Source organism: Bartonella sp. B30(2025) (assembly GCF_053793825.1).
In genome coordinates this window covers 770123-797028 of the sequence record NZ_CP200034.1, presented here as the reverse complement: position 1 = coordinate 797028, position 26906 = coordinate 770123, and the positions used below count along the sequence as shown (strand labels likewise).

Genomic DNA, 26906 nt, shown 5'->3' with positions numbered 1-26906 from the left:
CATTATATAATAATAATTTTTATAAAAAGCTGCTTTATTATTATACTATTTAACTTATTCAAAAATAAGGAAAAAATTACTTAATGATGGTGCGGACGGCGTGCACCATTTTTCTCCTTCCTTTAGAGTTCTCTACAATATCAGGTGATAGCGTCTTTTATCTTTTTTATATTTAATAACTAATTGTTTTTATTGTAATTTATTTTTCATATTATCTTTTATATGCAATTTTGATACCAGGTGAAAGCGTCTCAAGCGCGACTTAAAAGGTGGTTTAGAAGGTGGTTTTAAGGATAAGAGTACGTGATAGGCTGTCTGTCTTAGCAGTGAAAAATTTGTCAAAAGGTAAATATGCTGATGGAGCAGGTTTATGGCTTATCAAAACGGCATTAGATCAAGGGCGTTGGGTTTTTAGATTTGATCTTAATAAAAAGCGCCGTGAGATGGGGTTAGGCTCCTGTGATGATGTATCTTTAAAAGAGGCGAGGCTTAAAGCCACGGCTTGCCGTGAACTCTTGAACCAAGGAATTGATCCAATTCGTGAAAGAAAAAAAGAAAAATTACAGCGAGCTGGTGGTGGTATTTCTTTGCGAGAGATTGTCTTAAGTGCTTTTGAAGCGAAAAAAAGTGAATTGAAAGGTGGTGGGAAAGCTGCAAGATGGCTAACACCTCTTGAGTTGCATGTTTTTCCTAAACTTGGTGATATCGCAATTAACGAATTGAGTCAGGTTGATATAAAAGAATGTGTGTCTCCTATTTGGAAAACAAAAAACGAAACAGCAAGCAAAGCTTTGTCTCGCTTGAATATTGCTATAAAACATGCAGCAGCACGTGGTATAGATGTTGATATGCAATTGGTACCAAAAGCAAAACGAAATGGCTTTTTATTTGTTGGAAATTCTGGAAAGCCTATATCTGATGCGACACTTTCTAAATTCATGAAAGATAGAGGGATTGATTATAGACCTCATGGTTTCAGATCAAGTCTTCGTGATTGGATAGCAGAAACAACGTCTACACCATTTGAAATTGCAGAAGCTATTCTTGCTCACTCGGTAGGGAATACAGTCACAAAAGCTTATATGAGAACTGATTTTTTAGAACAGCGACGTGTTCTTTTAGAGCAGTGGTCATCTTTTGTGACTGGTGTTAATTAGTTACGATAATAGCGTTGATAGTTTTAATGAATCTCTTTCGGTTTTCTTCGTTTCAATATAGCGATCAATTTCTACGATATCCCATTTTAAATACCGTCCCTCTTGTATTGGTTTAGGAAAAGCTCCAGCTTTTACAAGCTCTCTAATATATGTCATCGACATTCCAAGATAAATTGAAAGGTCTTGTATATTAACAAGTCGTTGTAATCGCATTGACAATAAAGCTTGTTCAAATAAGCTTACTTTTTCTATTGAAGCGTTTAATTTTTCTTCATTCATTTGGAGCTTTCCTTTCTATATGTTGAAAATGAGAAAAAGTGGAGGACTAGGAGATGTTTAAATAGCGCTCTCACACTTTAAAAGTTTATAAGTTCATTTTTAAATGTGTTTAATTTCATATTGCCAATCTTGTAATTGTGTAAGAGCCAAGGCAATTTGTCCTCGATGACACATGCACACATCAGCTTCAAAGCAGGTGATTGCAATACGCTTTTTAGCTAAAAAAATTTGATACAATTTGTCTATTGCACAAGAGTTATTCTTAAGAGTTGTATTTTGGTAATCTTCAAAAAGAAGCTCGTAGTCTTGTTGTGTTTTTAAATTTCGTCGCTTTTCAGAGACAATTCCAAGTTCAGGAATGTGCATATATTTAATATCGAAGCTTTGTACAGCTTTTTCTAGCTGTGTTTTTGAGAATCCCTGTTTTCTGCTTACTGGATTTTTACGAACATCACACAAAGTTTTAATATTATTTTCCATGAGACATTTGAGATAATCGTTAAGAGATTTTTTTTCATATCCAATAGTAAAAAGACAAAGGCTTTCATCTTTAGCAGGGATGGTATGCTGTTCATGTTCCATATTTCATTTCCTAAAGAATTACACACATGTTGAAAGTTTTTGTGAAAGGGTGGGGGTACTCTAAGGGAAGGAATAACACCCCCATAGTGTTTAAGCGGCTTGAGTCAATATCTGCTGCATGTCTTGCTCTATCTTTTCTAAAAACGCTTCGACAGCTTTGTTTATGTGTTCGATTTGCTTTTCATCACGGTATATGCGTCGTATTTTGAGGCGTAAATGTGATGATTGGTCAGTAAAGCGTGGATCATAGCTTACAAAATCACACCATTTACGCTCCGTACAAGCCATTTGGAATTGCATTTGTGCGATATATTCAGGCTTGATTTCGTTATCGATAAAAAAGCGGATGTGGGTTGTTGATCTTGGACATTTGACTTCGATTAAGCCATGTTCTCCAACAAGACCATCAGGGCTTGCTCCAGCCATTGCAATTGTTGGATGCGGTACAAAACCGCACTTTGTTATATTGGCATCATAAATAAAGCTATATTCTTTGATTGCATCATCTTCATGCTCGATACCCCATCGCATATCTTCACTTTCATAATATGGGTTTGTTTCTCCCGTTAAGCGCTCTGTAAGGAGTTTGATTTTGTATTCATCATATTTGCTTGTGGGTAATCCTTTGGCTGTTCGATTGGTGACGCTGTAGACGTTTGAGGCAGTGACTTTTCCTAATCGTGCTTGAAACCATTCTGCTGTTCTTTGTTCCATATTACACTGCCGTTTCTTGTTTTTGCAGGATTTGGTTCATATTCAGCATCTTGTATAGAGGCGTTTTGTTGTGCTTGAGCTATTTGTAAGCGTTGTTTTCTTTTCAAACCATCCAAAACAGTTTGAGCTTTTTCATGAGACAGATCGCTAAGCCCTTCGACTTTTGCAAAAGAAAGTACGTTTTCTTTCTTTGTTTGTGTTTGATCCATTAATTCCTGAATTTGCATAAGCATTTCATTTGAAATCTGTTGACTTTGTGTGTTGTGATTTGTTCTGTTAATACGTGCGGCTTCGTCTTCATCGTAAATGCCAGACAACCCAAAAGCATAGCGTGCACATTGTATGGTAGCTTTATGACGCAACATGCGAGCAGGGTACTTTATCCAAATATCTGTGTTTTGTTTACATTCTGACAAATATTCGGTGACCTCTATAGGATCTTGAATGTTTTTTTAACGGATGGAACATTTGATAGCAACCAAATTGCCATTGTTGTCGAGTTGATCGTGGAAGGTCATACCATCAAAGTTTGGATTTGCTTTAATGATCTTAATCCATCCATCAATGGAAACGATAGGCATGATCCCTCCGCCTTTTTTGGGGAAGGCATAAATTTCTTTTGTGAGAGGATTAAGTCCGTAAGTATTGGCAACACAAATAAAAGCAGTGAATTCTTCATTAGAAAAAGGAAATTTATTACTGGTACAAGTTTTGATGATTGTTTCTCGAAATTCGTCATGGGAGAAACCATATTTGTGTGCCATGAGTGTTAATGGAGAATTGGTCATTTAATATCCTTTTATATGTGCTTTGTCTTTGTAATTTTTGAGAAAGAATGCTGATGCGTTTTGTGGTGATTTTGTTGAAGCCAGCATTTTTTCAGATGTTATAATGAGGCTTTGCATCATCGCTTCCTTAATTAATAAAAAAAATCAAGGACTGGTATAATGCTCTGTTTTTGTTTCTGTAGCATTTTGCTTTAGCAATTTTCCTTGCTGTGTAAATTGTGAAATAACGATTATTGATTTCATCTGTTTCTATTTTTAGATTTTGGATAAACTTTTTTCTATTATCTTCTTGTTTTGTAAAAACGAAATGCACATCCTCTTTCAGGTTATGTTCTTCAATACAATCATTAAACCAAGATGAAAAATCTTGTTTCAATTCTAAGAACTTATACATTGCATGGGCATTGACCATTAGGATGTAACCACTTTTGTGTTCTACTTCGTTTTTGGGTATGACACATCTTTCACCCTCTTTATTTTTGGCATAACTGTTCATAGATTTACTTTCGTTAATGAGATTGATGGAGAAAAAAGGGGCGCTCTTAAAACACCATTAGATTACGTCGCAAAAGCGTAGACGGTGCTGTTGTTCATAAGTGCCGTACATTGCATCTTCATATTCTTGTTTTGCTATTTCATCCAACAAGTTATCATATACTGTACTGTCTAAAACAAAGTCGTGATGTATATTTTTTTCAAAGAATATACTTTCATGTTCTTTAAGATAAATTTCAGCAATATCTTCTGAGATATCTTACAACGATTAATTGTTGGTTCGATACGGAAAATCTGTACAGCGTTATTAACACTATCAATAAAATCAATAATGTCTTTTTCTTCGTAGAATGGTCCCGATTGTGCGATGTTTTCTAACTCATCACGGCACATAACTAACAAAATTTCATCTGAATTTATAAAAATTGGCTTTTTCATAATTTCCCCCCTCTAAAGCCGCTTGGAAATTGTTTGTTTATAGTTTATGGAAATATAAGTACATAATGTACTGAAAGTAGCCAAGTACATTATGTACTATTTTAGAAAAATAAAATAATAACGATGAAACGTGAACAATTAAGATTATGACACAAGGAGTAATTAATTGAAAAATGACACGGCAGCAAAAGGATGCTAGCTGAACACATTAAGTATGTGCCTTTTACTTTTACTAGCATATTGCACAATTCAGATAGTTGATGAATTAATAAAAATTATTAATTTTTTCGGTGAAATTCCACCCTTTTTGGTTGAGATATCTGAACAATTTATTAGTCTTTTTCAAGTGAAGCCTGAAGTTCAACAAGCTATTTTAACGATTCTTCAGAATTCTGACCAATCAGATAAAGCATAATAATCGCGTTTACATGTCAAGAACAGTACGTCGTACACGACCTATTATAGAAATAGCACCTTCAAGTTTTGGAGCTTTTATTGTTTTGTCGTATGATGCGGGTTGAAAAGGAGGAGTATCATTAGGTCTGTATCGTTTATATGTTGCTTGTCCAGATTCATCTGCAATGATATAGCAGGCATTTGGTACAAGTTTTTTGTCTTGTGTATTCACAAATATTATAGAATCTGGGGGGCTAATTTTATTCATAGATGCACCATCAACGCGTAAAGCAATCCATTTGCCCGCAGGCAAATTAACGGCTTCTGCTATTGGGTAATCTGAAAAATCCATTATACCATCTTGCTCACTTAATTCTCCAGCGCTGATCCACGATATTAGAGGAACGTTTGTAATAAGGCTAGGATTTTCTAGATCAGATTCACCATACAAAATCCATCCTGGGTCGACATTAAATACTTGTCCATAGTGTACAGCCATTTGACGCGAAATAGCTCGATTTCCATTTTCATTACTATTTAAAGTATTAATATTGATACTTGGTATAGCGCGTGCAGCCTCAGCTGGTGTTTTGTACCCAGCATTTTTACGTGCTATTTTAAGTCTGTCTTTTGGTAAGTAAATCATGCGTATATTATCCACGATTTTTTATGCAATTTGTACGATTTTTGTATTGATTTAAATGTGTACATAATGTACTGTTTATATTATGAATAATTTCTCTGTTAAAAATTTGATTGATGCTTGGGAATCTATAAGCCAGTTTGCAGAACAAATTGGATGTAGCTACGAGGCTGCTCGTAAAATGCGAGATCGAAATAGAATTTCTCCGAGATATTGGAACACAATTATTCAATTATCTAAATCCAAAAGTTTATCTTGGGTTACGTTGAATTGGTTTCTTCGTACATATGAGAATACCCCCCACACCGCTTCTCTTTTAATGGAAAAACAGAGGAAAGATATGCTTTCTTCAGTAGGAAAATTTACTGCATTGGATGGATCAGAGTCAATAACGCCTTCTTGTATGGATAATTCTATAGTTAACAACGAGCAACAGCACAATTCACACTCTTAAAGTGAGGAAAAATAAAGGAAAGGAATAAGTGGATGAGTCAAAGCGTAATGATGGGAATATTAAACGTCACGACCGTGTTTTCTTATGCGTGGATATTCTTTTGCGTTTTGCAATATAGAAAAGAAATTAAAATTCTTAGGAAAGGGATTGAGGAAAAGCGAGAACTGCTTGAAAAATTAGTTACAATACTAAAGCACCATACAGATTGGCTAGAAGAGATATCATGGAAAATAGAACAATTCAAACCAAGATTTTTTCTCACTTCACCAGAATTTAAACTCCGTCCTGGTGTTGCTATTCCATTACATCATCTGGATATGGAAGATCAATCTTACAAAGAATTTTTACGCAATATAGCTACGGGAGAAACTCCCTAGCAATAATTTTATCATACGTTTGTCTTGAGTGTGACGATGATGTCCAAAAAGCAGCAGTGATTAATTCATCTGGATTGTCTTGTAAGGTGTATTCAAGTGTAAAATTCGCAACGTTTTGGGTTTGATCCTCAGGACAGGTTACTAGGAGATTGAAGACAGTGTATTTTCCAACAGGTATAACAAATAAATTTGAGGAAAATTTTTGCGTAGTATTAGATTGTATATCTTTTGGATATAAAGCAATGGCTTAGGAGTTGTTCTATTAATTACAACAATAGTGCCTAAAGTATCAACTATATACTTGGCAAAGGGAATAGCTATTTCACAAAATGCAAAGGGACTTTTTTCAGTTATTTGTATATTTCTTATTGTAATATTTTGTGCTGCTAAATTTGTAATATGTAGTCTTATAGCAATATCTGCAATGCCTTTTCGCATTTCTAATAAATCAAAGTCTGCCTCAAGATGTAATAGTGATTCCAAATCACGCGTGTTTTTATCTTTTAATAAAATTCCGATATGCTTTTCTGAATATTTTGCAAAATTTTCAAGAGCTACAGTTTGTCTTTGGTTTTCTGTAAATTGTTTTGTTACCCACTTTCGATCTTCTTCTCGGATTTTGGCGGTTGTTCTGCGGTCTTTGCTTCTCACAATAAGCGCCGCCATTCCTGTAGCTATTGTAATGACGATGGAAGCAACTACGGAATTGTCATTTATCCAATGTAGCAAGAATGTAGCTTTATCAATTATCCATTCTTGCATCGTGTTTTCCCTCGCTTTTTTAGAATCAGTGAAAGGGTATTTTTTCAAAAGCATTTATGCAAGAGAGCCAATTTAAGCGCTCCATTACACACACCAATACACTACAATTTTCAGAGGGGATTATGAATTCTTTACAAACCATTCTTTGCCTTGATCTAGGCACCAAGACAGGCTGGGCGATTTGTGGTGCAGATAACCACATAATCAGTGGAACAGCCAATTTCCAACCACGTCGTTTTGAGAGTGGGAGAATGCGTTATTTGCGCTTTAAGCAATGGCTTACAGAAATCATGATGGCAGCAAGCCAAATTGATGTTGTGTATTTTGAAAAGGTGTGTCGCCACAGTGAAGTGATACCGATGCTGCGCATATTTATGGCGGATTGTTGGCAACCTTAACAGCTTGGTGTGAACATCAACAAATTCCTTATGATGGTGTTCATGTTTGTGCAATTAAAAAAGCGACGACAGGGAAGGGGAATGCCTCAAAGGAAGAAATGATAAAGGCGGTTCGTCCTAAAAGACATGCGCCACAAGATGATAATGAAGCAGATGCTTTAGCAATTTTACATTTAATTAAAGAGAGGGGATAATCATGTCTAATGATATGCCATGGTTCAGATTCAATTTATATGACTGGATCAGCGGTACAGATGGAATGACATTGGAGCAAAGGGGCGTTTATATTACTCTTCTCGTGCGCATGTATGATAAAAAATCACCAATTAAAGAAGATTATGAGACGCTTGCACGTACCTGCAATTGTTCAAAAAAGAAGTTTGTAATCATCGTCGAATATTTAATGAGAAATGATAAATTGATCCAAACAAATGAAGGTTTATGGAGTTATCGTGTTGAAGAAGAGCTAAAAGAGTTTATCGAAAAAAAGGAGCACATATCGCAAGTCCGCAGTGAAGCTGGTAAAAAAGGTGCACAAGCAAAAACACATATAAAACAATCAATTAATAATTTTGCTGAAGCAAACGGTAAGCAAAATCAAGCTATAAAGAATAAGAATAATATATATAAAAAAACTAATACTATCGTATTAGCAAAAAAAGAAAATTTCGAAGATTCAGAAACTGCTCTTTCTGTTCACGAGCAAGAGGGGTGCGATATGTTCGATACGCTTTCAGCTCAAAACGAAATTTCAGATGCAAGCAGTTCTCCAGAAATCACTAACGTTGTGAATTTACTTCCCATTCATGAGCAAGAGAACATTTCTTCACAAGCTAAACGAGCTAACATTGATCGAGGTTGTCGGTTGCCTGATGATTTCGAACCTGATTACGATTTTGCAATTCGGGAGGGTTTGCTTCCAGAGCAGGCTAAAATCGAGAGTGCAAAATTTCGAGATTATTGGAATGCCAAGACAGGGAAGGACGCGACCAAACGTGATTGGCCAGCGACATGGCGTAACTGGATTAGAAATTCAAAAAATTACGGAAATAGCAAGATAGGTAGTAATCATGGCAATTATCCTCAAAGACAAAAAAGTGTTGGCGAGCGCATCGCAGACAGCATCCTTGATATCGGAAATCGAGGTTACTTTAAAGAACATTCGTGCAATGATAGCTTCGGAATTTCCTCTAGCTTTGAAGGATGGTAGTAAGTTAACCAAGCAGCAGGAAATGCTTGCTTTAGAGGCTTATGATCAACTTCGGGAACTGTTTGCGGTGAAAGCCGAAAAAGAAGACATTGCAAAGGCTATTCGTATGCTCTCGTGTGGATTGAAAATAGCGCAAAATGCAGATCATGAGGGGATAGCACTGACCTATGGAATGGTTCTCGAAAATGTTTCGGCATGGTCATTGATGAAAACGGTTAAGCGAATTTTGTGTGATGAAATAGATGGTTTATCCGATACGTTTTTCCCAAGTACTCGCGAGCTTGTGAGACTGTGTCGTGATTTGGAAGCCAGCCTTTTAACCAGAGCGAGTGTTGTTCGCAAAGCTGTTTTGAATACACGTAAAAAGACGATGAAAGAAAAAATAGCGAGAGAGCATTCCCGACCATTTACGCTTGTTCAGGAGCAAGAAGGAAAAATAACAAACTAGTAAAAGTGTTGATCGTTTTGTATTAGGCATACGTTTAAATCAATAAAAAGGCACCATACAGAGCGATTAAAGAATTTTTTGATCATATGCATTAAAATAAAAATGGCTATTTGTGGTCAAATTTGTGGCAAATAAGCCTATCGATAAAATTAAGGATTAAAGCATGGAAATCTTAAAACATCTGTTCTCAACAAAACGTAAACAGCCAATACAAAAAAAGTTTGTTGCAACAGCTATTGGCCATGCACCTTGGGGGCTTGGTTGTGCTGAATATTTTTATAACCTTTATGAGTATGAAGATGGAGCCAGAGAATATGAGGAGTTTGAAGGCTGCAAACACTATGAAACGCTAGAAGGAGCGAATTTCAGTACTGAAGCGCAAGTAAAAGCGTGGTTTTATGGGAGTGCACTGCCCAAAGCTGTTCTTAACTATGAGCCACTCATAGATGAGATTAACAAAGATATCAAAAAGTTATCGGAAACTATTAAAAAATTATCGAAATCTGCTGAGAAATAAACATGTTTACAATGAAGAAAACAACAATTTTATTATATGGCATCGGGTTTATAGCACTTATAGCTTTGTCTTTTTTGGAAATAGAAAAAAACACTGACTTTATTCAAGGCGTTTTAACATTTGCATCTATCTTTTTAGTAATAGTAACAATCCTTTGTGCAATCTTATGTAATTCTAAACTTCCGTCAAAATTACATTTTGATCCAGAGTACCAATATGAAAATACAACATCTTGGAATATCATAACATCTGATTTGCATTTATATATGCATCAACTTTTTCGTTTAATTGTTTTGGCGCTTGTGACATTAATTTTTTCATACAGTCCTAAGACAGATATTTCTTTTCTCTCTGCTTTTGGGGATGAAGCCCACTTTTCAGCAAATACTCTTCTTTGGCATATTTTGTTGGTTTTTGTCGTTTATGTTATGGCTCGTACATATAGATTAATAGATAAGCTTATTAATTTATTACGGTCATGCGCTCTGGATTCTGCATAAAATTTCTCATTTGATCCACCATGCGTTTGTAGCAGTCAAGTACTATCAATGAGCGCTGTAAAATATAATTTTATATATTAATAATTTATAATATCACTTTGAAAACATTAGAAAAATATAAGAATTTATGTTAAAATAATGTTCGTAAAAACGTAAATTTAATGGATATGAAAATATGCTCAATAAAGTGACGTTAATAGGGTATCTTGGTGCTGATCCTGAAAGTAAAACAATGCCTTCTGGTGTTGAAGTGGTCAATTTTAGGATAGCAACTTCCGATAGCTACAAAGATAAAAACACCAATCAAAAAATAGAGAAAACGGAATGGCATTCCGTGGCGGTTTTTAATCCCCACATTGCAAAGATTGCCCTTCAATATCTTAAAAAAGGCAGTAAGGTCTATATCGAAGGGCGATTACAAACACGTAAATGGCAAGATAACAAAAGTATTGAGCGTTACACGACAGAAGTGATTGTACCGCAGTTTAAAGGTGAATTGTATTTGCTTGATGCAAAGAAAGAGAGCGATACCTATGTCACTGCTCAAAGTTATGCAGTTGCTTCAGGTGCTGCTGATTATAAAACATCTGTTAATGACGACATTCCGTTTTGATTGAAAAAATATGGCAAAAAGAAAAAAACGAGCAAAACGTGGACGACCACGGATTGAGGGACGTATGAGAGAAAAAAACGGACGTATTTCACGTGCAAAAAGACCACGTGAAGCTATTGATAAATTAACAATTGCAATGCGTGCTAAGCACTTTGGGTTAACTGTAGAAGAAGCAAAAAATCCACTTTCTGGCACTTATATCGGGAGACTGTGTTTGCTCGGATATAGACAAGACCCATCAGGCATTAGCCAAGACCAGTATGATGCTGCACAGAAGTATCTTGAAGTTAGAAATGATTACCTGTGTGCAAAAGGTTTGCCGAGCGGCTATTATGACGATTTTATTCCATTGTCAGATGAGGAAGCACAAGAACGGTGGATTCAAAAAGCAACCGATCGCTATGAAGATATGAAGGAAGCTATAAAAGAAGCACAAGATTTGTATCACCAACATAATTTTTATGCTGCACTGCAATGTCTTGTTATCGAAGATCAATCATTGTCGTATCTTGTACATTCACTGCGTATTATTCTTAATGTGCTTCATAAATATTTTGCGCAAAGCCGTAAAGTATACAAATCTCAAGCAGCATCCTGAATATCAATGGTAACTTCTTTTCCAAGAGCAAGAAGAGTAAATGCGAAGACATCTAATTTTATTGCATGGTTTAAACCTAATAATCAGTTAATTTGTATTAGATGGGGTTAAAAAAAATGCGTAAGATTAGCTTTGCAGGAAATTCTTTGGGTCGTAAATTATGCGTTGCAATAGCAAACTTGCCTTTAGAGAATTTCTCTTAAATTATAATTCATTTTATTATTAAAATTTAAAGCATTGAGCGTCGATACAATAATATATTTTCCATAACAAAAAACACTTCTTTTTAGAATCACTGTTTCAACGAAATTTCACTTGATATTCTGTATTATCGCTATGTTTTCCTAAAATAGAGGTTCAGTAAATTTTATGCGCCTACTTTTACGTATCCTTCACAAAATAGCTGTATTTTTTGATAAAGGATACGTTAAACTTATAAGAATAAGGGTTATCAATTTTCGGTATTTTTATGGAAATACAGTTAATTGATAACAGACATAGTTAAAACCAGACAGCTTTTGAGGCTGTCGTAGTATAAATTTTAGGACTAAGAAAAAATAAGATTAAATTTTACATACCAAATAATAAACATAAGTTATATTCAAAAGCATACTCTTGCATAAATTGATAAGTTGCTGTGTTTGCGATTTCGATATTCTCAGCTGTTTTCACCATGATTGTTGAGTAGGTGCCACGAGATGAAATACTATGTCCACTTTTATTATGCATTAATGTTGTCTCTAATGTAATTTCTTCGGTAGAATATTGGACAAGTGGATTGTATACGAAGAATCCGTGTTTTGAGATCAACGGCATGACCTCTTTTAATATACCATCTTTGAGATAGTGATATCCTCTGCCTGTGAATGTTGGCTGAGGTTCTCTGGTAAATTCTGGCAATTCATTTTTTAATTCATTAAGTGAATTTATAAATGTAACATGCAAACAATGTTTTCGTTGTATATTGTGGTAATCTACTGCTATTTTTAGCGCTCCTAAAGTACTAGCATTGTCTTCAAATCCTTTTTTTAAAGTTTCTTCTACGATAAAAGGCAGTGTCAATTCGTCATGTATTGCATTTATAGTATTATTCATGGGGAGTTCTTTCTTATTTTAAAATTGCAGCTTTCAAATTTCAATTTTTGCGTTATTATCAATAAATTTAATAATTATCAATTTAATAATAATGATATATAATTTGAAGAAAATTTTTGTAATTTTTTATGAAAAAGGGTGCGTTTTTCACTGTGCTCATTTCGATTTCATTCGAACTCATATTCAAGCTCATATCATCTTGCTTTTGGAAATCGTTTAGGGATTCAGTTTGCTTACATTTTTACGCGTTTAGTGTCTGCTTCAACAATCTGTATTTCATTGCAGCTTACGAGTATGTACTTAACTATTGTTTGTGCTAATTCATAAGAAAACAAAATAAAAAATAATAAAAAAAGACTCTGTAAAAACTTAATAATTATTTTTAATAATATTAATTTTATGTAAAATAATATTTAAATTTTTATTATTTTTTAGTATTTTAAAATGATTCATATTTTATCAAAAAATCAATTTTGAATGCTTTACTATGCTAACATATATTTTTTGTTGTGGATGAAGTTTAAGAATGGTATCTACAAATTTTAGTTTTTTAACACTGAAAAATTAGATAAAAAATAAAAAAAATACAATATTTAGATTTTTTTGTTGACATGGTGTAAAAAATCGTATTTAATGACATGTGCGGTACTAGTTTTGTTGTGTCCAGATTTTAGATTTTCCCTTAAAAATTTAGAAAAATATTAAGCCTTTAATGTGGCTAGAGAGCCTGGTTTTCTTAGGAAAACGGGCTGTTTTTTGTTTCAAGCAACAAAAGCGAATAAATGACCAGTTATGTCATTAAATGTCATTAAATAATTCATCAAAAGGAGTGGCTATGAAAGTAGTAATCACTAAACCAATGTGTGTGTTGGGTGACAATAAAAGTATTGTTCGTTTTGAGCCTTCGGTTTTAGATAATCCATTCGTTGAGGTTTCTCATGCAGTTTATGCTCGTCTTAAACGGGCTAATGCTGCAAGGCTTTATCAAGAGGATGAATGTGTAGCTTCTGGTAAAGAACAACAGTTTGATGAGCAAAAAGAGAATACAAATATAAGCGAACAAGAAGCTTCAGAAACAGCCGTTTCCGAGAAGCCTAAAGCAGTTAAAGCTTCTAAGCCATCAACGGATTTTCCAAAGAAGGCTTAGCATTTGAAGTTAACTATTCATCAAAAATGGTATCTTCAGCAAGTTGAAAATACTTTTACCAGTCTTAAAGCGCCACGTCTTAATTGGGCGCTTCGTAATGCTGTAAACACCGCAGCAAAACAGGTTGAGCGTTTTACAGAACGAAAAGTTTCTGAAGTTTCATCAGCTCAAGTAAAGCGTGTTAAGAAAGGTGTTTACATAAAATCAAAAGCAACAACACAATTTCCTGAAGCAGATATTATTGGTTCAGGGACAGCATTGCCGCTTAAATTTTTTAAAGCAAAAGAAACAAAGCGCGGTGTGGTTTATACAATGTTTGGAGCAAGAAAGATTTTGCCTCATGGCTTTATAAAAGGTGGGACATTTCCCCAGCGTGTTAATTTAAGGAGAGGAGGGGGGAATGTTTTCCAAAGAGCTGGGGGAGATCAATTCCCCATTGAAAAACAAGAAGGGATCTCCATTGCAGAGGTCATGTCTAATCCAGAAATTGCCAATTCCATTGTACAACATGCCAATGAAAGATTAACAAAAAATATACAGATACAACTTGCTCGTCAGGAATATGCTGCAAAGAATAAGGCTAAAGCACGTTCTAAGTGATGTCTATGTGTTGTATGCAGTGATTATAATTTTTAAGACAAGATTATCGATGATAATTCGCTTTTTTCATAAAAAAAGTCAATAAAATCAATGCAAAAGGTACTTCCAGGCGGGTTGGACTTGTTGCGGGGCAGCCCAGCGCGAACCATCGCTAGCGACAGAATTTTAAAATTGACTGTGCATTGTACATGTAAGTTATTGAAAACAATTAATTTTAATGTGCAGACTGTACAGTTTTAATGTGCACAGGCTGTACAGTGTAGATTATTTTAAACGGAAAGAAATTTTGTAACATTCAAAATTCAATAAAGCTGTACGAGAGATCGGACTATTGCGGAAAATTTGGGACTGGCAGCAAATTTATAATTCCATGAGGTGCCAGAGCGACATTTAATCCGACATCCTTGGTATGTGAGATTTGCTGATGCAATTTGCGCCCAAGCAATTCGTTCATTTTTTTTAGGAGTTTCAAATATAATGGCTTGGTTTGTTACCAAAAGACGTCCTATAGATTTGTTTTTTTTACTGCTAGCAAAGGTAACATTTTGTTGCATTCCCAACAATTTTTCATTGTGTGCTAAACGATAATTATTTTTGTTAAGCTCTTGAAATAGTTCATATGCGTTAAGTTTTTGAAACACTTCACACGCTTCTGAAAAGCTAGAGGGAAAAGGATATGGTCGTAATGCTGAAACTTGTTGTTCAAAATATTTTTTTCGTTTGTGTTGTCGATAATTATAAAAAATGAAAAATGTAAAAATAGCGAAGGATATTAATAACAACCATTCCAAAAAGCTTAATTCGTTTTTATGATTGGAGCCTATATGACTTATAGTAATAAATTTTATTATCATACATCCAATAACTAATAAAAAAATGAAAGCAAGGATTTCAATTCCATTTTTTCGCATCGATTTTGTAAACAATAATATTGTTCCAGTAATAATTCCACCTATACAAATTAAATTTATAATTATGCTTATATATACATATATTAAGTATACCATTTTTCTCGTCCGTAAGTAAAATATGAAAATTAACTATAATGTTTACAATAAAATAACAAGTAAAGACACACTTATATATTTTTAAAATAGTTCTCTTCACCTATTGACAATATGGCAGGAACATGCCTATTGTTGAGTCAGGTGCGTAAGAAACACTTTAAAATACACAGCGGAAGATTGCCGAAATAATCTTTTCTCCGCAAATTGAAAGATTTTGACTCATTATATGCTTGTAGCATATAGTGGCTTTGTCGGGTGTGGTTATGCCATAAAATACCCTTTTATGGGGAAAGCATAACGACGGACTGTGTACCGTGTTTCTTAGCACCCGACATCCCTTTAGGGTGTCATTAAGAAACGTCTAACTACACAGGAGTCCCTTATGAATACTTTCATGAAAACTATAGAAAGTGCCAGTAATGGTGCTGCGGTTCAGACTATGTCGAGTCGTGAAATTGCGGAGTTGTGTGACAAACAACATGCACATGTGATGCGTGATATTCGAAAAATGCTTGAGGAACTTAACCAATCCAAATTTGGATCGGTTGATTTTAGTGGCACTTACGTTGATGGAAAAGGTGAAATACGCTCTTGTTATAATCTTCCTAAGCGTGAATGTTTAATTCTTGTGTCAGGTTACAGTACGACACTGCGAGCAAAGATAGTTGATCGTTGGCAAGAATTGGAGAAGCAAGTATTAGCACCACAAATTGATTATTCGGATCTACGCACGATACATCAAGCTTTATTATTTTTATTCAAAAATAATTGTTCAATGAACTTTTGGGAATCTTTTGAATCCATTGCTAGCATACGATTCGTCGTAATGGTAATGTGAACAGATTCTTCTAAACGAGCAAGAATTTCACCCGTAAGACTACGATGGTTTGCTTCAGCAAACTCTTCCAATTGATTTTTCAATTCAACTGGAATGAGAAATTTAAATTGTACACGATCTTTTTTTGTCATGTACCTAAAATACACTAAAAACACACTTGACACAAGGTACCTTTATGGTACTAAATATGTGCATAGGAGGTGAAATGAAAACGATCCAATATAAAATAAATATGCCACATATGTTAAAAGAGTGGTTGTTTGATCGGGCGACAGAGAATGATCGCTCTCTTTCATCTGAAATAATTAATATTCTTAAAAAAGAAAAAGCGTTAGAGCATAAGTCCGCAAAAACTCACTCTAACGCTTCACATATAACCAACCTGAAAGAGGTTAATAATAATGGATAGCACATACTTAGCTATCGATAAAGAGCAATTAATCAAATTAAGAGAAATAGAAAACGAGCCTCGTGTCCGAGATATGGATTTAGCAGAGAAATTAGGGTTTGTTCGTACACGTGACATTAGAAAATTAATTACAAGAAATATGCAAGAAATAGAAAGGTTTGGGACGTGCGCCACAGTGGCGCAGGTAATAAAAGGCAACCACGTAATAGAATATTGGCTTAACGAAGAGCAAGCATTATTGATAGCGACATTATCGAATACAGAAAAATCTTCTCAAGTCCGTTATATGCTTATTAAGTTATTTGTTGCATGGCGTAGAGGCGAGATAAAGCAATCTCATGTTCAATCGATTGACTATTCCAGTCCTGAAGCAATGATTGGCTTTTTGAAACATCTCCAAGGACAGATAGAACAAAAAGACACGATCATTGCTAAATTAGAACCGAAAGCAAAGACACTTGAAGGCTTAACACGTTCTGATGGTTTGTTTGGTCTGACAGAAGCAGCAAAGGTATTAGAGGTACGACCAAAAGATTTAATTGATTATCTGCGTGGAAATGATTGGGTTTATCGGCGCGCTCCAGGCTCTCCATTATTACCTTATCAAGACAAGATCAAGAAAGGTCTCATGGATTGCCCGACCATCACGATTCAAAGATCCGATGGCACAGAAAAGGTCTTGCCTTCAACAAAAATCACCACAAAAGGATTGGCATGTTTGAGAGAGCAAATCCACGGAGGTGTACAATGAATATTAATATCGATTCTTTGTGTGATTTGTGGATAGCGTTGTTTAAGCTTTGCAATCGTGATGGTGTTGTAGATGAAGAATGTAACGCTATAGTTAACACCATGAGTGTGGTAGAAAAAGCTTTGGTTTCAAAGATCAAGAAAGATGCGTATATTGTTAAGCTTTTAGTGGTTCTTACAGACTTTGGGGATTCAGAGTTTCCTCGTGGTATCGATCCTTTGTTGAAGGCATATGATCCGAACTTAAAAAGCTCGCTTAAGAAAGTGGCTTAACTTGAAAGGAATATGATCTATCTTCCCATCTTCACAGGTGGGAAGGAAGTTAAATCATACGTTTAAATTTATTGATTTGGCAAATTCTCCTGCCTTTTTTGATTGCAAGACATTTACGTCGTAAGCAGCTTGCGTATTAAGCCAGAATTCAGCCAGTTAAGTTATAATCAGTAAGATCAGCAGTATCAACAAAGTTTTCTGCTTCTGCATCCGTTTTAAAAACAGGCATTTGTTTTAATTTTGAAGTTCTCATAAAGGCTGATTTTCTTTTGGTGCATGTTAGCGGTTGCTCATAAGACATATCCACAAAATATAACAAAATCAACTTATTGAACAGGAACCTTTATGCACCCGAGAGAGACGATAAGAGAGATGTTTATTGCCTTGATAAAGGCAGCAAAGACAATTGCTGGTGAGCGTGTTTTCAATATGCGGGACTTTAATTTTTCTGTTGAGACCATGCCTGCCATTAACGTGTCTACACAAAATGAAACACTGGAACAGGGGCATGATTATGGATTGCGGCGACGTGTTTTAACCGTTGATGTTGAATGTTACGCAACACAGGAAGAGGGAGCGCGCTGTGTTGATCAGTTGGCATGGGAAGTTGAAAGCATTTTTCATGCCAATCCTCATTTAAACAACACGGTTGAGAGTTGTCGGTTACAGAATATTGCTTTTGCCTTTGGTGATAACGGTGCTGTAGCGCTTCATGGTGCCATTTTAACCTTTGAAGTCACATATGTAACGAATATTTCTGAGACCGATGAAGGAAGTATAGAGGCGAGATTTGTTGAGCCTTTTGTTGGTTTTGATCCCGAAACAGGGAGAGAAAACGAAGATAAATATCAAAAGATTGAGGGGTTTCATGCTTGAGAGACGCGGCAAGGAAATCAACGATCTTAAGCGTCGTGTGGCGAATATGGTTGTTGTAGGAAAGATTAGCCATGTTGATCATAAGAATGCTCGTTATCGGGTGAGAAGTGGTGCTTTGGTCAGTGACTGGATTCCAGATACACAAGCGCGTGCTGGAAAAACCTGTTCTTATGAGGGGCGCGATATTGGCGAGCAAGTTGTTGTTGTGTCGTCATCGGGGGATTTATCGCAAGGGGTGATAGTTGGCTCCATTCATACCGATGAGACCCAAGCAGCGGATAAAGGAAGCATTCATCGAACCATATACCCTGATGGAACGACCATTGAATATGATGATGAACAGAATACTTATGCCCTTTCTATTCAGTCAGGAGGCAAGTTTCTGCTCACGATTTCTGATGGCGTTTCCGTTAAAGGAGAGGGTGGCATGTTAGAACTTACAGCTCCTGATGGTCTCAAAATTGTTTCAGAAAGTGATGTGAGCTTAAGTGCAGGGGGCAATCTTTCTTTGAAAGCTGGCGGTCATGTTTCAATAAATGGCAGCTCTTTAACCCATAACGGTAGAAATGTAGGCGCATCTCACGTTCATAATGGTGTGGCTTCTGGTAGTTCTATAACAGGAGTTCCGATTTGACCATAGGAATGGATCGGAACACAGGACAGCCCTTATCAGGCATTGATCATTTGCGTCAATCAATCCTTGATATTTTGTCCACACGGATTGGGTCTCGTGTGATGCGGCGTGATTATGGTTCACGCGTTCCTGAGCTCATAGATGCGCCTGTGAATGATGCTTTTGCGGTTTCGCTTTATGCAGCTATTGCGGAGGCTTTGGATCAGTGGGAACCGCGTTTTCAATTGAAGGAAATTGATTTGCAATGGGTTGAGGCTGGAAAAGTTTCTTTGTCATTTTCAGGGATTTATTTGCCTTCAGGAAAGCCCATTGTCATGGAAGGATTGCTAATAAAATGAGTGAAGCACTTACCAAACCTGAAATCATTTCGGAACTTTCTTTTGAGGAAATCCGTGCAGCCTGTCTTGCTCATTTAAAAGAACTTTTGCCCGAGTATACGTTTCTTGAAAGTGATCCGGCGATAAAAGTCATTGAGGCTTTCAGTTATCGAGAATTGCTTTTAAGACAACGCATTAATGAAGCCGCACGCGATAACATTCTTGCTTTTGCAACGGGCGCTTCCCTTGATGCTTTGGGAGAATGGCACGGTGTTTACCGAATGAAAGATGAAAGTGATGATAGGTATCGTGAACGCATTAAACTGCATGCTCGCAGTGGTAAAGGTAGCGGTACAGAGCCCTATTATAAATTTGTGGCTCTGTCAGCAGATAACCGTGTTAAAGATGCTATTGTCTATCGTAATGGGAAAGATCCAACGATTCATGTTGCACTTTTTGGCAATAATAAGCAAGAAACAGCCAGCCCAGATCTTTTAGAGAAAGTCTCAGAAGCACTTCACGAAAAAGATGTGATTATGACCAATGATACGATCATTGTTCACGCGGCTGTAGCAAAGGTGGTGGATTTGGAAGCTGATGTTTGGCTGTTACCAGAAACGGCACTGACAATTTTAGCACAAATGGAAGAAAACTTAAGATCAGCATGGAGACAAGAACAAATGCTTGGTCGCGAATTAAGTTTATCATGGTGGGTTTCAAAATTGATGATTGGTGGTGTGCAAAAAGTTATTGCTCTTGAACCAATGGAGGATATTGCTGTTTTAGATAAAGAAGTTTTGTCTGTTGGAAAAGTCACGTTAAACTTCAAAGGTCGGGCACGCTAATGGTTGGATATTTGCTTGCCAGCAATGCGACAGAATTTGAAAAATGTCTTGCCGATGCTTGCGATTTTCATCAAGATGTTGATGATATTATTTGGGGGATTTCACGTTTAAAACTTACTGTATGTTCCTCTCGTTTTTTGCCATGGCTGATTGAGGAATACGGGTTTGGTGAGTTAACACCTTATGTACCAAACCCTTATGATTTGCTTGATAAAGGTTCCAAATGGCAGCAGGTGCGTGGGTCTATAGCAGCCCTTGATAGTGGACTAGAATGGTTGGAGCTTTCAGCCCGTTTTATACCAGCATGGGCAGGGCGTGTGTGGTGGAATTCCTTTCAGCTTGATTTTGACAGTTTACCTGAACAAAGCCAACTTGAAGCAATTTGTGCGATTATCAATCTTTCTAAAAGTTTGCGTTCTGATTTTAGACGTGCCGTTTACGGTTATAGCGTTGGGGCTTGTGAAGGCAATATGTCGAGATTGAACAATGCGCTGCTGGATCGCGAGAGTGGTGTGCGCATGACAACAAGCGATACATTGTTTTCTTTTGGACAAGATGTAGACATCACTCACACCCTTCGTAAAGAAGAAGGTCAATTGATTGGCAATTGGATAGAGGATCCCGATGAGGAGCTGAGTTGGGAAAAGCTCCACTATTCATGGGATGGCGTAAACTTTTCTTGGAGTTTTATCACGCGGCATGAGCGTAATATCTTTTTGGCACAGTGGTTTAGAAATCGAACTCTTTATCTTGTTTTGAGAGATAGCGAGGGTACAGTTATTGGCATTCGCAGATGTAACATTATACAGCCTGTAGAGCAGGCATTAAATGGAGTTTACAGTCATTTAGGTGAAAACTTTAAGCCTTCGAGTGCAGGCGCAATGGTCTTGTTGGCTGCACGTACAGATTTCCATAACGTTGATGATAAGCAAGTCGCTTCTGTTTCTGTTTTAGTTGATGCGACTCCAGCAAAACACGTCCCTTTAGGAAAGCTTTGGTTGAGAGTTGATGAACTCATTGGAGGCGTTGAGATTATAAAAACACCTGTCAACATTCTTTTACGCGCAGATGTTCGCACACAATTCAAAATTTTATTGAGGTTTTAAAATGAAGCATGAAAGTGGTTTACCCTTTGCGATTGATAGATCTGTGGGCATGGATGAGCAACAAAGTGTTGTGTTCTACGGAGAGCGTCCCTTTCTTCAAAGTGGCGAATTAAATGAGGTTCAAACAATCATCAGAGGGCGTCATGATCGTTTGGGACGATTGGTGGCTAAAGAAGGCGATCGCATTGAGCGTGCTGATGCTTTCGTGAATAAAGACAGCCAAACTGTCACGTTAACGGATGGTAAGATTTTTATTGCGGGTGATATTTTCCCAGTCTCACGAGCTGTTTTGGAAAATGTTTCGATGGTTGGTCGCATGGAAATTGGTGTAAAACTTCAAAAAAAGTGGATTACACATGAGGATGACCCTCAGTTATTGGGTCAAGTTCCAGGGACATTATCAGAAGGTGAACCAGGGGCAGCGCGCGAAACAGTAAAGCTGGTCTGGGCACTCAAAGATGATACCCAAGAAGGTTCTTTTTATCCTGTTTATGTGCTGCAAGATGGTATTTTGATTGATCAAAAATCGCCTTCTTTGCTTGAGCCTGCTATGCAAGCGATTGCTACCTATGATCGTGCACACGGTCATTATATTGTCAATGGTTGCCGTGTTACAGCTTTGGGCAAAAAGGAACAGAGCCAAGTTTTCAGTATTCAGGAAGGGGAAGCCAATATTCATGGTTTTAAACGCAAACGCCTTGCGGCTTTGAGACATGAGGAATTAGAGGATTTTTCTGAAGGGGTTGTGCCAAGTGAAACCCATATTTTTTCAACAAAGCAAGGGGAAACAAGTTTTACCTTTAAACCTTATTACTTTCCTGTTGCAGCCATTCATTCTCTTTTGCTGACCAAAGAAAAAACCGCCCATGTCACACGTGGGGCGATCGCTTCAGGACGTGATGGTGTGCCTGATAAAAGTATCACATCGTTTATTAAAGTCATCCAAGGAGACAAGGAATTTAAAGAAGGCACTGACTTTAAAAAAACGGGCGATACAATTGATTGGGGGCTGGCTGGTGATGAGCCGCTTTCAGGCAGTACTTATTATGGTCATTTACCGCTATCGAGCGCAAGTCATTGCTGATAAAATCACAGCGCAAGAGATTACTATCTCAGATGGCGCACAAGGTGGTGATATCATTGTCAGTTATACTTATAAATTACCACGAATTGATCGCCTAGGATTGAATGCACAAGGCACAGTGGTTTACATCAAGGGGGTTTCAGCCGATGATCCCATGGCACCGAGTGTGCCTGATGATGTGCTGTCTTTGGCTACGATCACCAATAATTGGATGGATTTACCCATTGTCAAGAATGATGGCACCCGGGTTGCCCCCTATGATGAGATGTGGCGCTATTTCCAGCGTGTTCTCTCCCTTGACCGTCTCATGCAGTTAGAGCGGATTAAAAGCAATGTTGATGCAAAAGAGCCTGTGGCAAAAAAGGGTATGTTTGTTGATCCCTTCCTTGATGATGCTTATAGAGATGAGGGAGTTTCACAGACAGGAGCCATTGGAAACGGCATTTTGCAGCTTGCCATTGAGCCAACATTTTATACTGCTACTTTAAAATCTCCTGTAACGCTTGATTGGGAAAACGAAGTCATTATCGCACAAGAGTTGGCAACGGCTTGTGAAAAAATCAATCCTTATCAAAATTTTGCACCTCTGCCGGGTATGGTAACACTGACACCAGCGACAGATTTTTGGCACGAACAGCGCACAGAGTGGCTTTCTAGCGTAACCAATCAACTGTTTACGGGGAGATCCCAAAAAAGTATCACGACTACGGAAGTGAAAAATGTTCTTGTTGATGCACATCAAGAACAAATAGATTTTTTAAGACAAATTGATCTTGATTTTAAAATTGAAGGTTTTGGCAAAGGAGAAATTTTGGAAAGCCTCACCTTTGATGATGTGGATGTTTTGCAAAACAAGCATTTTGTTGCCGATACCAAAGGTGTCATTGAAGGTACATTTACTATTCCTGAAAATATCACTGCAGGCACGAAAAATATTGTGGCGAAGGGCAAAGGGGGAACAACTGCAACGGGTCTTTTTACAGGACAGGGTGTGATTGATGTACAAGTTATGCGGCGCACCACAACGGTGCGTATCTGGACAAAATCTGACCCACAAGCGCAAGTGTTCATTCCCGATGAAACACGTCAAGTCACAGCTATTGATTTCTACCTTTGTAAAATTGGTGATCCTGCTCATGATTTGGTGATTGATTTAGTGACCACAGAGAACGGATACCCCACAGCCGATGTCCAAGCACAAACATCCTATTCCATGAAAGAAGCCAAGGAGGGCTGGGCACAGGCACGCTATGATGTGCCGTTAACGGTTTCTAATGATCGTCTTACGGCTTTTGTTATTAAGACTGATGATGGTCATCATGCTATCTCATTGGCAAAGCTTGGAGGTTTTGATGAAGAAAAGCAAAGAGTTGTCTCAAGTCACCCTTATGTGACAGGTCCACGTTTTTCTTCTGTTAATGCGCGAAGTTGGACAGCTCATCAAGACGAGGCTTTAACCTTTCGGGTGTTAGCAGCACGCTATACGCAAACAGAAAAAACTGTCAATTTAGGAGAGTTTGACCTTGTTGATTGCTCAGATTTACAAGTGCGGGCAGCGATTGAATTGCCTTCCAGTGATTGTTCTGTCGTGTTTGAAATTGAAAGAAACAATGGCACAATTTACCAATTACTTCCGTTTCAATTGCTCAGTTTAACAGAATATATCAGCGAAAAGGTTCAGTTGCGCGCTATTCTCAAGGGGACTGAAAAGCTCTCGCCTGTTTTGTTTGCTCCTGTTGAACTTATTGCAGGGAAAATCCACAAACAAGCCACTTATGTGACCCGTGCTTTTGCCTTTGGAGAACGGTCAAAGCTCACCAGCTATATTAAAAGCTTTTTACCAGGTGGAGCGACCTTCAAAATGGAGATCCAATTTGATGATGGAGCTTTTATTCCGCTGACGTTGGAGGAGACAGAACAACTCGCTGAGCCGCTTTGGACGGAACGTAAATTTATCAGTGATAACAAAACAGCTAAACAGGCACGCTTGAAATTCACACTGACTGGTGGTCCCGCATCAAGATCGATGGTGCGTGATTTTGGCGCAGGTATATTATAATTGGAGTGGAAAATGGCAAAAACAGAAAAATTGAATTTGGAACTTCCTCAAGAAGGGCGCTTTATCAGCGCTGAATTTCCTATCTTGCGTGAAAATTTGACAAAAATTGATCAAGCAATTGCAGATATTGAAACACAAGTAAAAGAAAAAGCACCTTCACAACATGTACATACGATAAGCGATATCACAGGTCTTGAGACAACTCTCAAAGGCAAGATGCCTGCGGATAAGAGTTTTGCACTTTCTGAGTTAGCAGATGTCGAGGGTGCACAAGATGCGGCTAATAATTATGTTCTCTACAAGTCAAGTAACAATAATTTTACCTTTGGTAGTGCTAAATCGCTTTTAGGTCCTCATCAACATAAGACTGAAGATATTGTTGGGCTTGAGGAGAATTATTGCACAAAAGAAGAATCTTCAGCGACACTTCAGGAAATATACCAAACAATGAAGGCAATTTTCCCCGCTGGATTCATTGCCACATTCGCCATGCAAGAAGTGCCAAGCGGTTGGCTCTTATGTGATGGTGCGACCTATGAACGTGAAGAGTATCCACGATTATTTGAGGCAATAGGCGATAAATGGGGAAAAGATAGCGAGACAACCTTTAAAGTTCCTGATTTGAGAGGGATGTTTTTACGTGGTTTTGATAATGGTCGCGGTTTAGATCCAGAGAGAGATTTTGCAACCGAACAAAAAGACAGCATAAAATCGCATACGCATGATTGCATTCTTGAAGAAGCGGGCGAGCATTCCCATAATTTTCAGTATAATGGAGTTAAACAGCTTTCTAATTATGCTGGTGGATGGAATGATCTCAATTTTGTAGCGGTTGGTAAGTTTCACTATGCATCCATAGAAAACGTAACAAAACCTGCTGGTGCTCACACGCACAAAGCAACTCTTTCCCCAACGGGTGAAGCAGAAACGCGACCTGTTAATGCAACAGTTGTTTACGCCATAAAATCATGAGGTTTACTGATGAGTAGAATATTAATGTCTTTATCTATTTTAGCATTTGTAATGTAAGCTATTTGTTGACATTTATAATGATCGACACTATATATGGGTATGATTAAAACGTTTAAAAGCAAAACATTGGCTGAATTATTCAAAACAGGAAAATCATCCAAGATTGATAAGAAACTTGTAAAACGTATTATTGTTCGTCTTGATCGTTTGGATGTTTCTGAAAGACCAGAGGATATGAATCTTCCAGGATTTAACTTTCATTCTTTGATTGGATATTCACCTACCCGTTACACTGTTCACGTTAATGGACCATGGTGTATTACTTTTGAATTTAATACATGCCACGCTTACCGTGTTGATCTTGAACAATATCATTAAGGATACGATTATGAATGATATTCTTGCACAAAGAGATAAGAACCGTTGCCCTTCTCATCCAGGTGATTTACTGGCAGAAATTATTCCTGAAACTGGCAAAACAAAATCAGAAATTGCGCAAATGCTTGGTATCTCACGCCAGCATCTTTATGATATTCTGAATGCAAAAAAACCAGTTTCTCCGTCTCTTTCAGCTTGCTTGGGGAAAATGTTTGGTGATGGTGCTGCTGTCTGGTTACGCATGCAAGCAGCTTATGACGCTTGGCATGCTGAGCATGAAATCGATGTTAGTAAAGTTCCGACACTTCACACTCTTTGATTTCTTTGCGGCTTTTTGCTCTAGAGCAATATCTTAAGTTTTTCAGAAGGAGTTTTTACCTATGAGTACATGCAATCCTAATCGCTGTCCTTCTCATCCAGGAGAAATTTTAGCTGAAGCTTTAGAAAATTTGGAGATAAGTAAAACTGAAATTGCTCGCATTCTTCAAATATCATGCCAGCATTTGCATAGTATTCTTAAAGGGATGCGTCCTGTTACGGCAGTTACAGCTGCGCGTATAGGCAAGCTTTTGGGTAATGGACCAGCTCTATGGTTACAGTTGCAGGCGAATTATGATACATAGCATGCACTACGAGATATTGATGTTTCTTCCATTCCAACGTTGACAGCTAACAAAGCAGATACGCAAATAGAACATAACCGCTAGAGGCTTGTTCTAATAATATCGAACAACGTTACCTACTTTCAACATTTGCATCATCGTTTAAAATATCATCTAACCCACGATCTAAGTCGTCTAATATATCTTTTGGTGCGTCTGCATAGATAAAAGATTGTGCAGCAGAACGGGATTTTATTAATTCATTATATAAATTGATGGGGAGCATAATGATCTTTTCACGTCCCCGTTTCGTTAAAGCTACAGGCGTGGACATAGCTTCATCTAAAATATTGCCAGTCCCGCGGTTCACATCTGTAAAACTGTATTTTTTCACTTCTCTCACCTTTTCCATAAAAGGGACGTTCTCGATAGGACTGCTCTCAGCGATACTCACATCTATGAGCTGCACGTGTGCAGCTCATAGATGAGCGCTAATGCACACAATGCATGCAATACATATTATATGTATAATATGTATAATGTCA

Annotated in this window: 34 protein-coding genes and 6 pseudogenes; 27 read left to right on the top strand and 13 right to left on the bottom strand. The window is 37.2% G+C overall.

The annotated features are described in order from the left end of the window. Positions 1-281: 281 nt before the first annotated feature. Complete coding sequence (locus V4P55_RS03475) at positions 282-1157, top strand: tyrosine-type recombinase/integrase (RefSeq protein ID WP_455475017.1); 876 nt, start codon at positions 282-284, stop codon at positions 1155-1157. Here the strand turns inward: V4P55_RS03475 and V4P55_RS03470 are convergent, their stop codons facing one another. The 6 genes and pseudogenes from V4P55_RS03470 to V4P55_RS03445 form a co-directional block, all read right to left on the bottom strand. Next, positions 1158-1436 carry a helix-turn-helix transcriptional regulator gene (locus tag V4P55_RS03470; RefSeq protein ID WP_455475016.1) on the bottom strand — a complete coding sequence of 93 codons (279 nt, stop codon included), beginning with the start codon at positions 1434-1436 and terminating at the stop codon, positions 1158-1160. Between the two features lie 99 nt (positions 1437-1535). Next, the gene (locus tag V4P55_RS03465) at positions 1536-2018 is read right to left on the bottom strand and encodes a DUF488 domain-containing protein (protein WP_455475015.1); all 483 of its coding nucleotides are present in this window, start codon (positions 2016-2018) and stop codon (positions 1536-1538) included. A 90-nt stretch (positions 2019-2108) separates the two neighbouring features. Next, positions 2109-2732 carry a lambda exonuclease family protein gene (locus tag V4P55_RS03460; RefSeq protein WP_455475014.1) on the bottom strand — a complete coding sequence of 208 codons (624 nt, stop codon included), beginning with the start codon at positions 2730-2732 and terminating at the stop codon, positions 2109-2111. Then, a pseudogene (locus tag V4P55_RS03455) lies at positions 2693-3520 on the bottom strand (RecT family recombinase). Before V4P55_RS03455 ends, V4P55_RS03460 begins: the two are co-directional and overlap by 40 nt. Before the next feature lie 127 nt (positions 3521-3647). Further along, complete coding sequence (locus V4P55_RS03450; protein WP_455475013.1) at positions 3648-4016, bottom strand: antA/AntB antirepressor family protein; 369 nt, start codon at positions 4014-4016, stop codon at positions 3648-3650. A 57-nt stretch (positions 4017-4073) separates the two neighbouring features. Beyond that, positions 4074-4453 (bottom strand): annotated as a pseudogene (locus V4P55_RS03445) (hypothetical protein). 214 nt (positions 4454-4667) lie between these two features. On the opposite strand from V4P55_RS03445, the gene V4P55_RS03440 reads away from it, so the two are divergent. Then, positions 4668-4868 (top strand): hypothetical protein, encoded by a 201-nt coding sequence (locus V4P55_RS03440; RefSeq protein ID WP_455475012.1) that lies wholly within the window; start codon positions 4668-4670, stop codon positions 4866-4868. A gap of 9 nt (positions 4869-4877) precedes the next feature. Here the strand turns inward: V4P55_RS03440 and V4P55_RS03435 are convergent, their stop codons facing one another. After that, a complete protein-coding gene (locus V4P55_RS03435) occupies positions 4878-5495 on the bottom strand; it encodes a S24 family peptidase (protein WP_455475011.1) in 618 nt (205 codons plus the stop codon). Positions 5496-5577: 82 nt separating this feature from the next. Between V4P55_RS03435 and V4P55_RS03430 the strand changes: the two genes are divergently transcribed. Both V4P55_RS03430 and V4P55_RS03425 read left to right on the top strand, forming a co-directional pair. Further along, positions 5578-5946 carry a hypothetical protein gene (locus tag V4P55_RS03430; RefSeq protein ID WP_455475010.1) on the top strand — a complete coding sequence of 123 codons (369 nt, stop codon included), beginning with the start codon at positions 5578-5580 and terminating at the stop codon, positions 5944-5946. 32 nt (positions 5947-5978) lie between these two features. Further along, positions 5979-6323 (top strand): hypothetical protein, encoded by a 345-nt coding sequence (locus V4P55_RS03425; protein WP_455475009.1) that lies wholly within the window; start codon positions 5979-5981, stop codon positions 6321-6323. 141 nt (positions 6324-6464) lie between these two features. Here the strand turns inward: V4P55_RS03425 and V4P55_RS03420 are convergent, their stop codons facing one another. Continuing rightward, complete coding sequence (locus V4P55_RS03420; RefSeq protein ID WP_455475008.1) at positions 6465-7085, bottom strand: hypothetical protein; 621 nt, start codon at positions 7083-7085, stop codon at positions 6465-6467. Positions 7086-7207: 122 nt separating this feature from the next. Here V4P55_RS03420 and V4P55_RS03415 point away from each other — a divergent pair. The 7 genes and pseudogenes from V4P55_RS03415 (at position 7208) to V4P55_RS03385 (ending at position 11369) form a co-directional block, all read left to right on the top strand. Further along, positions 7208-7677, top strand: a pseudogene (locus V4P55_RS03415) (crossover junction endodeoxyribonuclease RuvC). 2 nt (positions 7678-7679) lie between these two features. Then, positions 7680-8693: a YdaU family protein gene (locus V4P55_RS03410; RefSeq protein WP_455475007.1), complete on the top strand. Its 1014-nt coding sequence runs from the start codon at positions 7680-7682 to the stop codon at positions 8691-8693. Next, positions 8653-9141 carry a hypothetical protein gene (locus V4P55_RS03405; protein ID WP_455475006.1) on the top strand — a complete coding sequence of 163 codons (489 nt, stop codon included), beginning with the start codon at positions 8653-8655 and terminating at the stop codon, positions 9139-9141. The genes V4P55_RS03410 and V4P55_RS03405 overlap by 41 nt, the downstream gene beginning before the upstream one ends. A gap of 163 nt (positions 9142-9304) precedes the next feature. Next, positions 9305-9658: a hypothetical protein gene (locus V4P55_RS03400; protein ID WP_455475005.1), complete on the top strand. Its 354-nt coding sequence runs from the start codon at positions 9305-9307 to the stop codon at positions 9656-9658. A gap of 11 nt (positions 9659-9669) precedes the next feature. After that, a complete protein-coding gene (locus V4P55_RS03395) occupies positions 9670-10158 on the top strand; it encodes a hypothetical protein (RefSeq protein WP_455475004.1) in 489 nt (162 codons plus the stop codon). A 175-nt stretch (positions 10159-10333) separates the two neighbouring features. Further along, positions 10334-10771: a single-stranded DNA-binding protein gene (gene ssb / locus V4P55_RS03390; protein WP_455475003.1), complete on the top strand. Its 438-nt coding sequence runs from the start codon at positions 10334-10336 to the stop codon at positions 10769-10771. A gap of 10 nt (positions 10772-10781) precedes the next feature. After that, positions 10782-11369, top strand: coding sequence for a hypothetical protein (locus tag V4P55_RS03385; protein WP_455475002.1), 588 nt, complete (start codon positions 10782-10784; stop codon positions 11367-11369). A gap of 570 nt (positions 11370-11939) precedes the next feature. On the opposite strand, the gene V4P55_RS03380 is transcribed toward V4P55_RS03385, so the two are convergent. Next, positions 11940-12464: a hypothetical protein gene (locus tag V4P55_RS03380; RefSeq protein ID WP_455475001.1), complete on the bottom strand. Its 525-nt coding sequence runs from the start codon at positions 12462-12464 to the stop codon at positions 11940-11942. Positions 12465-13299: 835 nt separating this feature from the next. Here V4P55_RS03380 and V4P55_RS03375 point away from each other — a divergent pair. Both V4P55_RS03375 and V4P55_RS03370 read left to right on the top strand, forming a co-directional pair. Then, positions 13300-13611, top strand: a complete 312-nt coding sequence (locus tag V4P55_RS03375) for a hypothetical protein (RefSeq protein ID WP_455475000.1) — start codon at positions 13300-13302, stop codon at positions 13609-13611. Positions 13612-13614: 3 nt separating this feature from the next. Continuing rightward, positions 13615-14211: a hypothetical protein gene (locus V4P55_RS03370; RefSeq protein ID WP_455474999.1), complete on the top strand. Its 597-nt coding sequence runs from the start codon at positions 13615-13617 to the stop codon at positions 14209-14211. Between the two features lie 302 nt (positions 14212-14513). Here the strand turns inward: V4P55_RS03370 and V4P55_RS03365 are convergent, their stop codons facing one another. Beyond that, on the bottom strand, positions 14514-15065 hold the full coding sequence (locus V4P55_RS03365; RefSeq protein ID WP_455474998.1) for a hypothetical protein: 552 nt from the start codon (positions 15063-15065) through the stop codon (positions 14514-14516). Positions 15066-15600: 535 nt separating this feature from the next. Here V4P55_RS03365 and V4P55_RS03360 point away from each other — a divergent pair. Continuing rightward, positions 15601-15939 (top strand): annotated as a pseudogene (locus V4P55_RS03360) (Rha family transcriptional regulator); the annotation flags it as partial. Between the two features lie 17 nt (positions 15940-15956). Here the strand turns inward: V4P55_RS03360 and V4P55_RS03355 are convergent. Next, on the bottom strand, positions 15957-16187 hold the full coding sequence (locus V4P55_RS03355; RefSeq protein WP_455474997.1) for an Arc family DNA-binding protein: 231 nt from the start codon (positions 16185-16187) through the stop codon (positions 15957-15959). Between the two features lie 44 nt (positions 16188-16231). Here V4P55_RS03355 and V4P55_RS03350 point away from each other — a divergent pair, with 44 nt between their 5' ends. Genes V4P55_RS03350 through V4P55_RS03340 form a run of 3 tightly spaced genes read left to right on the top strand, consistent with a single transcriptional unit; the run spans position 16232 to position 17488 of the window. Next, on the top strand, positions 16232-16465 hold the full coding sequence (locus V4P55_RS03350) for an Arc family DNA-binding protein (RefSeq protein WP_455474996.1): 234 nt from the start codon (positions 16232-16234) through the stop codon (positions 16463-16465). Next, positions 16455-17216 (top strand): phage antirepressor KilAC domain-containing protein, encoded by a 762-nt coding sequence (locus V4P55_RS03345; RefSeq protein WP_455475121.1) that lies wholly within the window; start codon positions 16455-16457, stop codon positions 17214-17216. Before V4P55_RS03350 ends, V4P55_RS03345 begins: the two co-directional genes overlap by 11 nt. Then, positions 17213-17488 (top strand): hypothetical protein, encoded by a 276-nt coding sequence (locus V4P55_RS03340; RefSeq protein ID WP_455474995.1) that lies wholly within the window; start codon positions 17213-17215, stop codon positions 17486-17488. Before V4P55_RS03345 ends, V4P55_RS03340 begins: the two co-directional genes overlap by 4 nt. Before the next feature lie 148 nt (positions 17489-17636). Here V4P55_RS03340 and V4P55_RS03335 read toward each other — a convergent pair whose 3' ends face one another. Further along, a complete protein-coding gene (locus tag V4P55_RS03335) occupies positions 17637-17741 on the bottom strand; it encodes a CopG family antitoxin (protein WP_455474994.1) in 105 nt (34 codons plus the stop codon). Positions 17742-17833: 92 nt separating this feature from the next. Between V4P55_RS03335 and V4P55_RS03330 the strand changes: the two genes are divergently transcribed. The 10 genes and pseudogenes from V4P55_RS03330 (at position 17834) to V4P55_RS03285 (ending at position 26466) form a co-directional block, all read left to right on the top strand. Beyond that, complete coding sequence (locus V4P55_RS03330; protein WP_455474993.1) at positions 17834-18364, top strand: hypothetical protein; 531 nt, start codon at positions 17834-17836, stop codon at positions 18362-18364. After that, positions 18357-18998, top strand: a complete 642-nt coding sequence (locus tag V4P55_RS03325; protein ID WP_455474992.1) for a phage baseplate assembly protein V — start codon at positions 18357-18359, stop codon at positions 18996-18998. The genes V4P55_RS03330 and V4P55_RS03325 overlap by 8 nt, the downstream gene beginning before the upstream one ends. Continuing rightward, positions 18995-19336, top strand: a complete 342-nt coding sequence (locus V4P55_RS03320) for a GPW/gp25 family protein (RefSeq protein ID WP_455474991.1) — start codon at positions 18995-18997, stop codon at positions 19334-19336. The genes V4P55_RS03325 and V4P55_RS03320 overlap by 4 nt, the downstream gene beginning before the upstream one ends. Next, on the top strand, positions 19333-20160 hold the full coding sequence (locus V4P55_RS03315; protein WP_455474990.1) for a baseplate J/gp47 family protein: 828 nt from the start codon (positions 19333-19335) through the stop codon (positions 20158-20160). The genes V4P55_RS03320 and V4P55_RS03315 overlap by 4 nt, the downstream gene beginning before the upstream one ends. Beyond that, positions 20160-21266, top strand: coding sequence for a phage tail protein (locus V4P55_RS03310; protein ID WP_455474732.1), 1107 nt, complete (start codon positions 20160-20162; stop codon positions 21264-21266). The genes V4P55_RS03315 and V4P55_RS03310 overlap by 1 nt, the downstream gene beginning before the upstream one ends. A gap of 1 nt (position 21267) precedes the next feature. Continuing rightward, positions 21268-24409, top strand: a pseudogene (locus V4P55_RS03305) (DUF4815 domain-containing protein). Positions 24410-24421: 12 nt separating this feature from the next. Next, positions 24422-25381: a Bgr_08870 family protein gene (locus tag V4P55_RS03300; protein ID WP_455474734.1), complete on the top strand. Its 960-nt coding sequence runs from the start codon at positions 24422-24424 to the stop codon at positions 25379-25381. 99 nt (positions 25382-25480) lie between these two features. Then, positions 25481-25759: a type II toxin-antitoxin system RelE/ParE family toxin gene (locus V4P55_RS03295; protein ID WP_455475120.1), complete on the top strand. Its 279-nt coding sequence runs from the start codon at positions 25481-25483 to the stop codon at positions 25757-25759. Between the two features lie 10 nt (positions 25760-25769). Continuing rightward, positions 25770-26078, top strand: coding sequence for a HigA family addiction module antitoxin (locus V4P55_RS03290; RefSeq protein WP_455474989.1), 309 nt, complete (start codon positions 25770-25772; stop codon positions 26076-26078). A gap of 61 nt (positions 26079-26139) precedes the next feature. Continuing rightward, positions 26140-26466, top strand: a pseudogene (locus V4P55_RS03285) (HigA family addiction module antitoxin). Between the two features lie 28 nt (positions 26467-26494). Here V4P55_RS03285 and V4P55_RS03280 read toward each other — a convergent pair. Then, positions 26495-26755: a type II toxin-antitoxin system Phd/YefM family antitoxin gene (locus V4P55_RS03280; RefSeq protein ID WP_455475119.1), complete on the bottom strand. Its 261-nt coding sequence runs from the start codon at positions 26753-26755 to the stop codon at positions 26495-26497. Positions 26756-26906 lie beyond the last annotated feature (151 nt).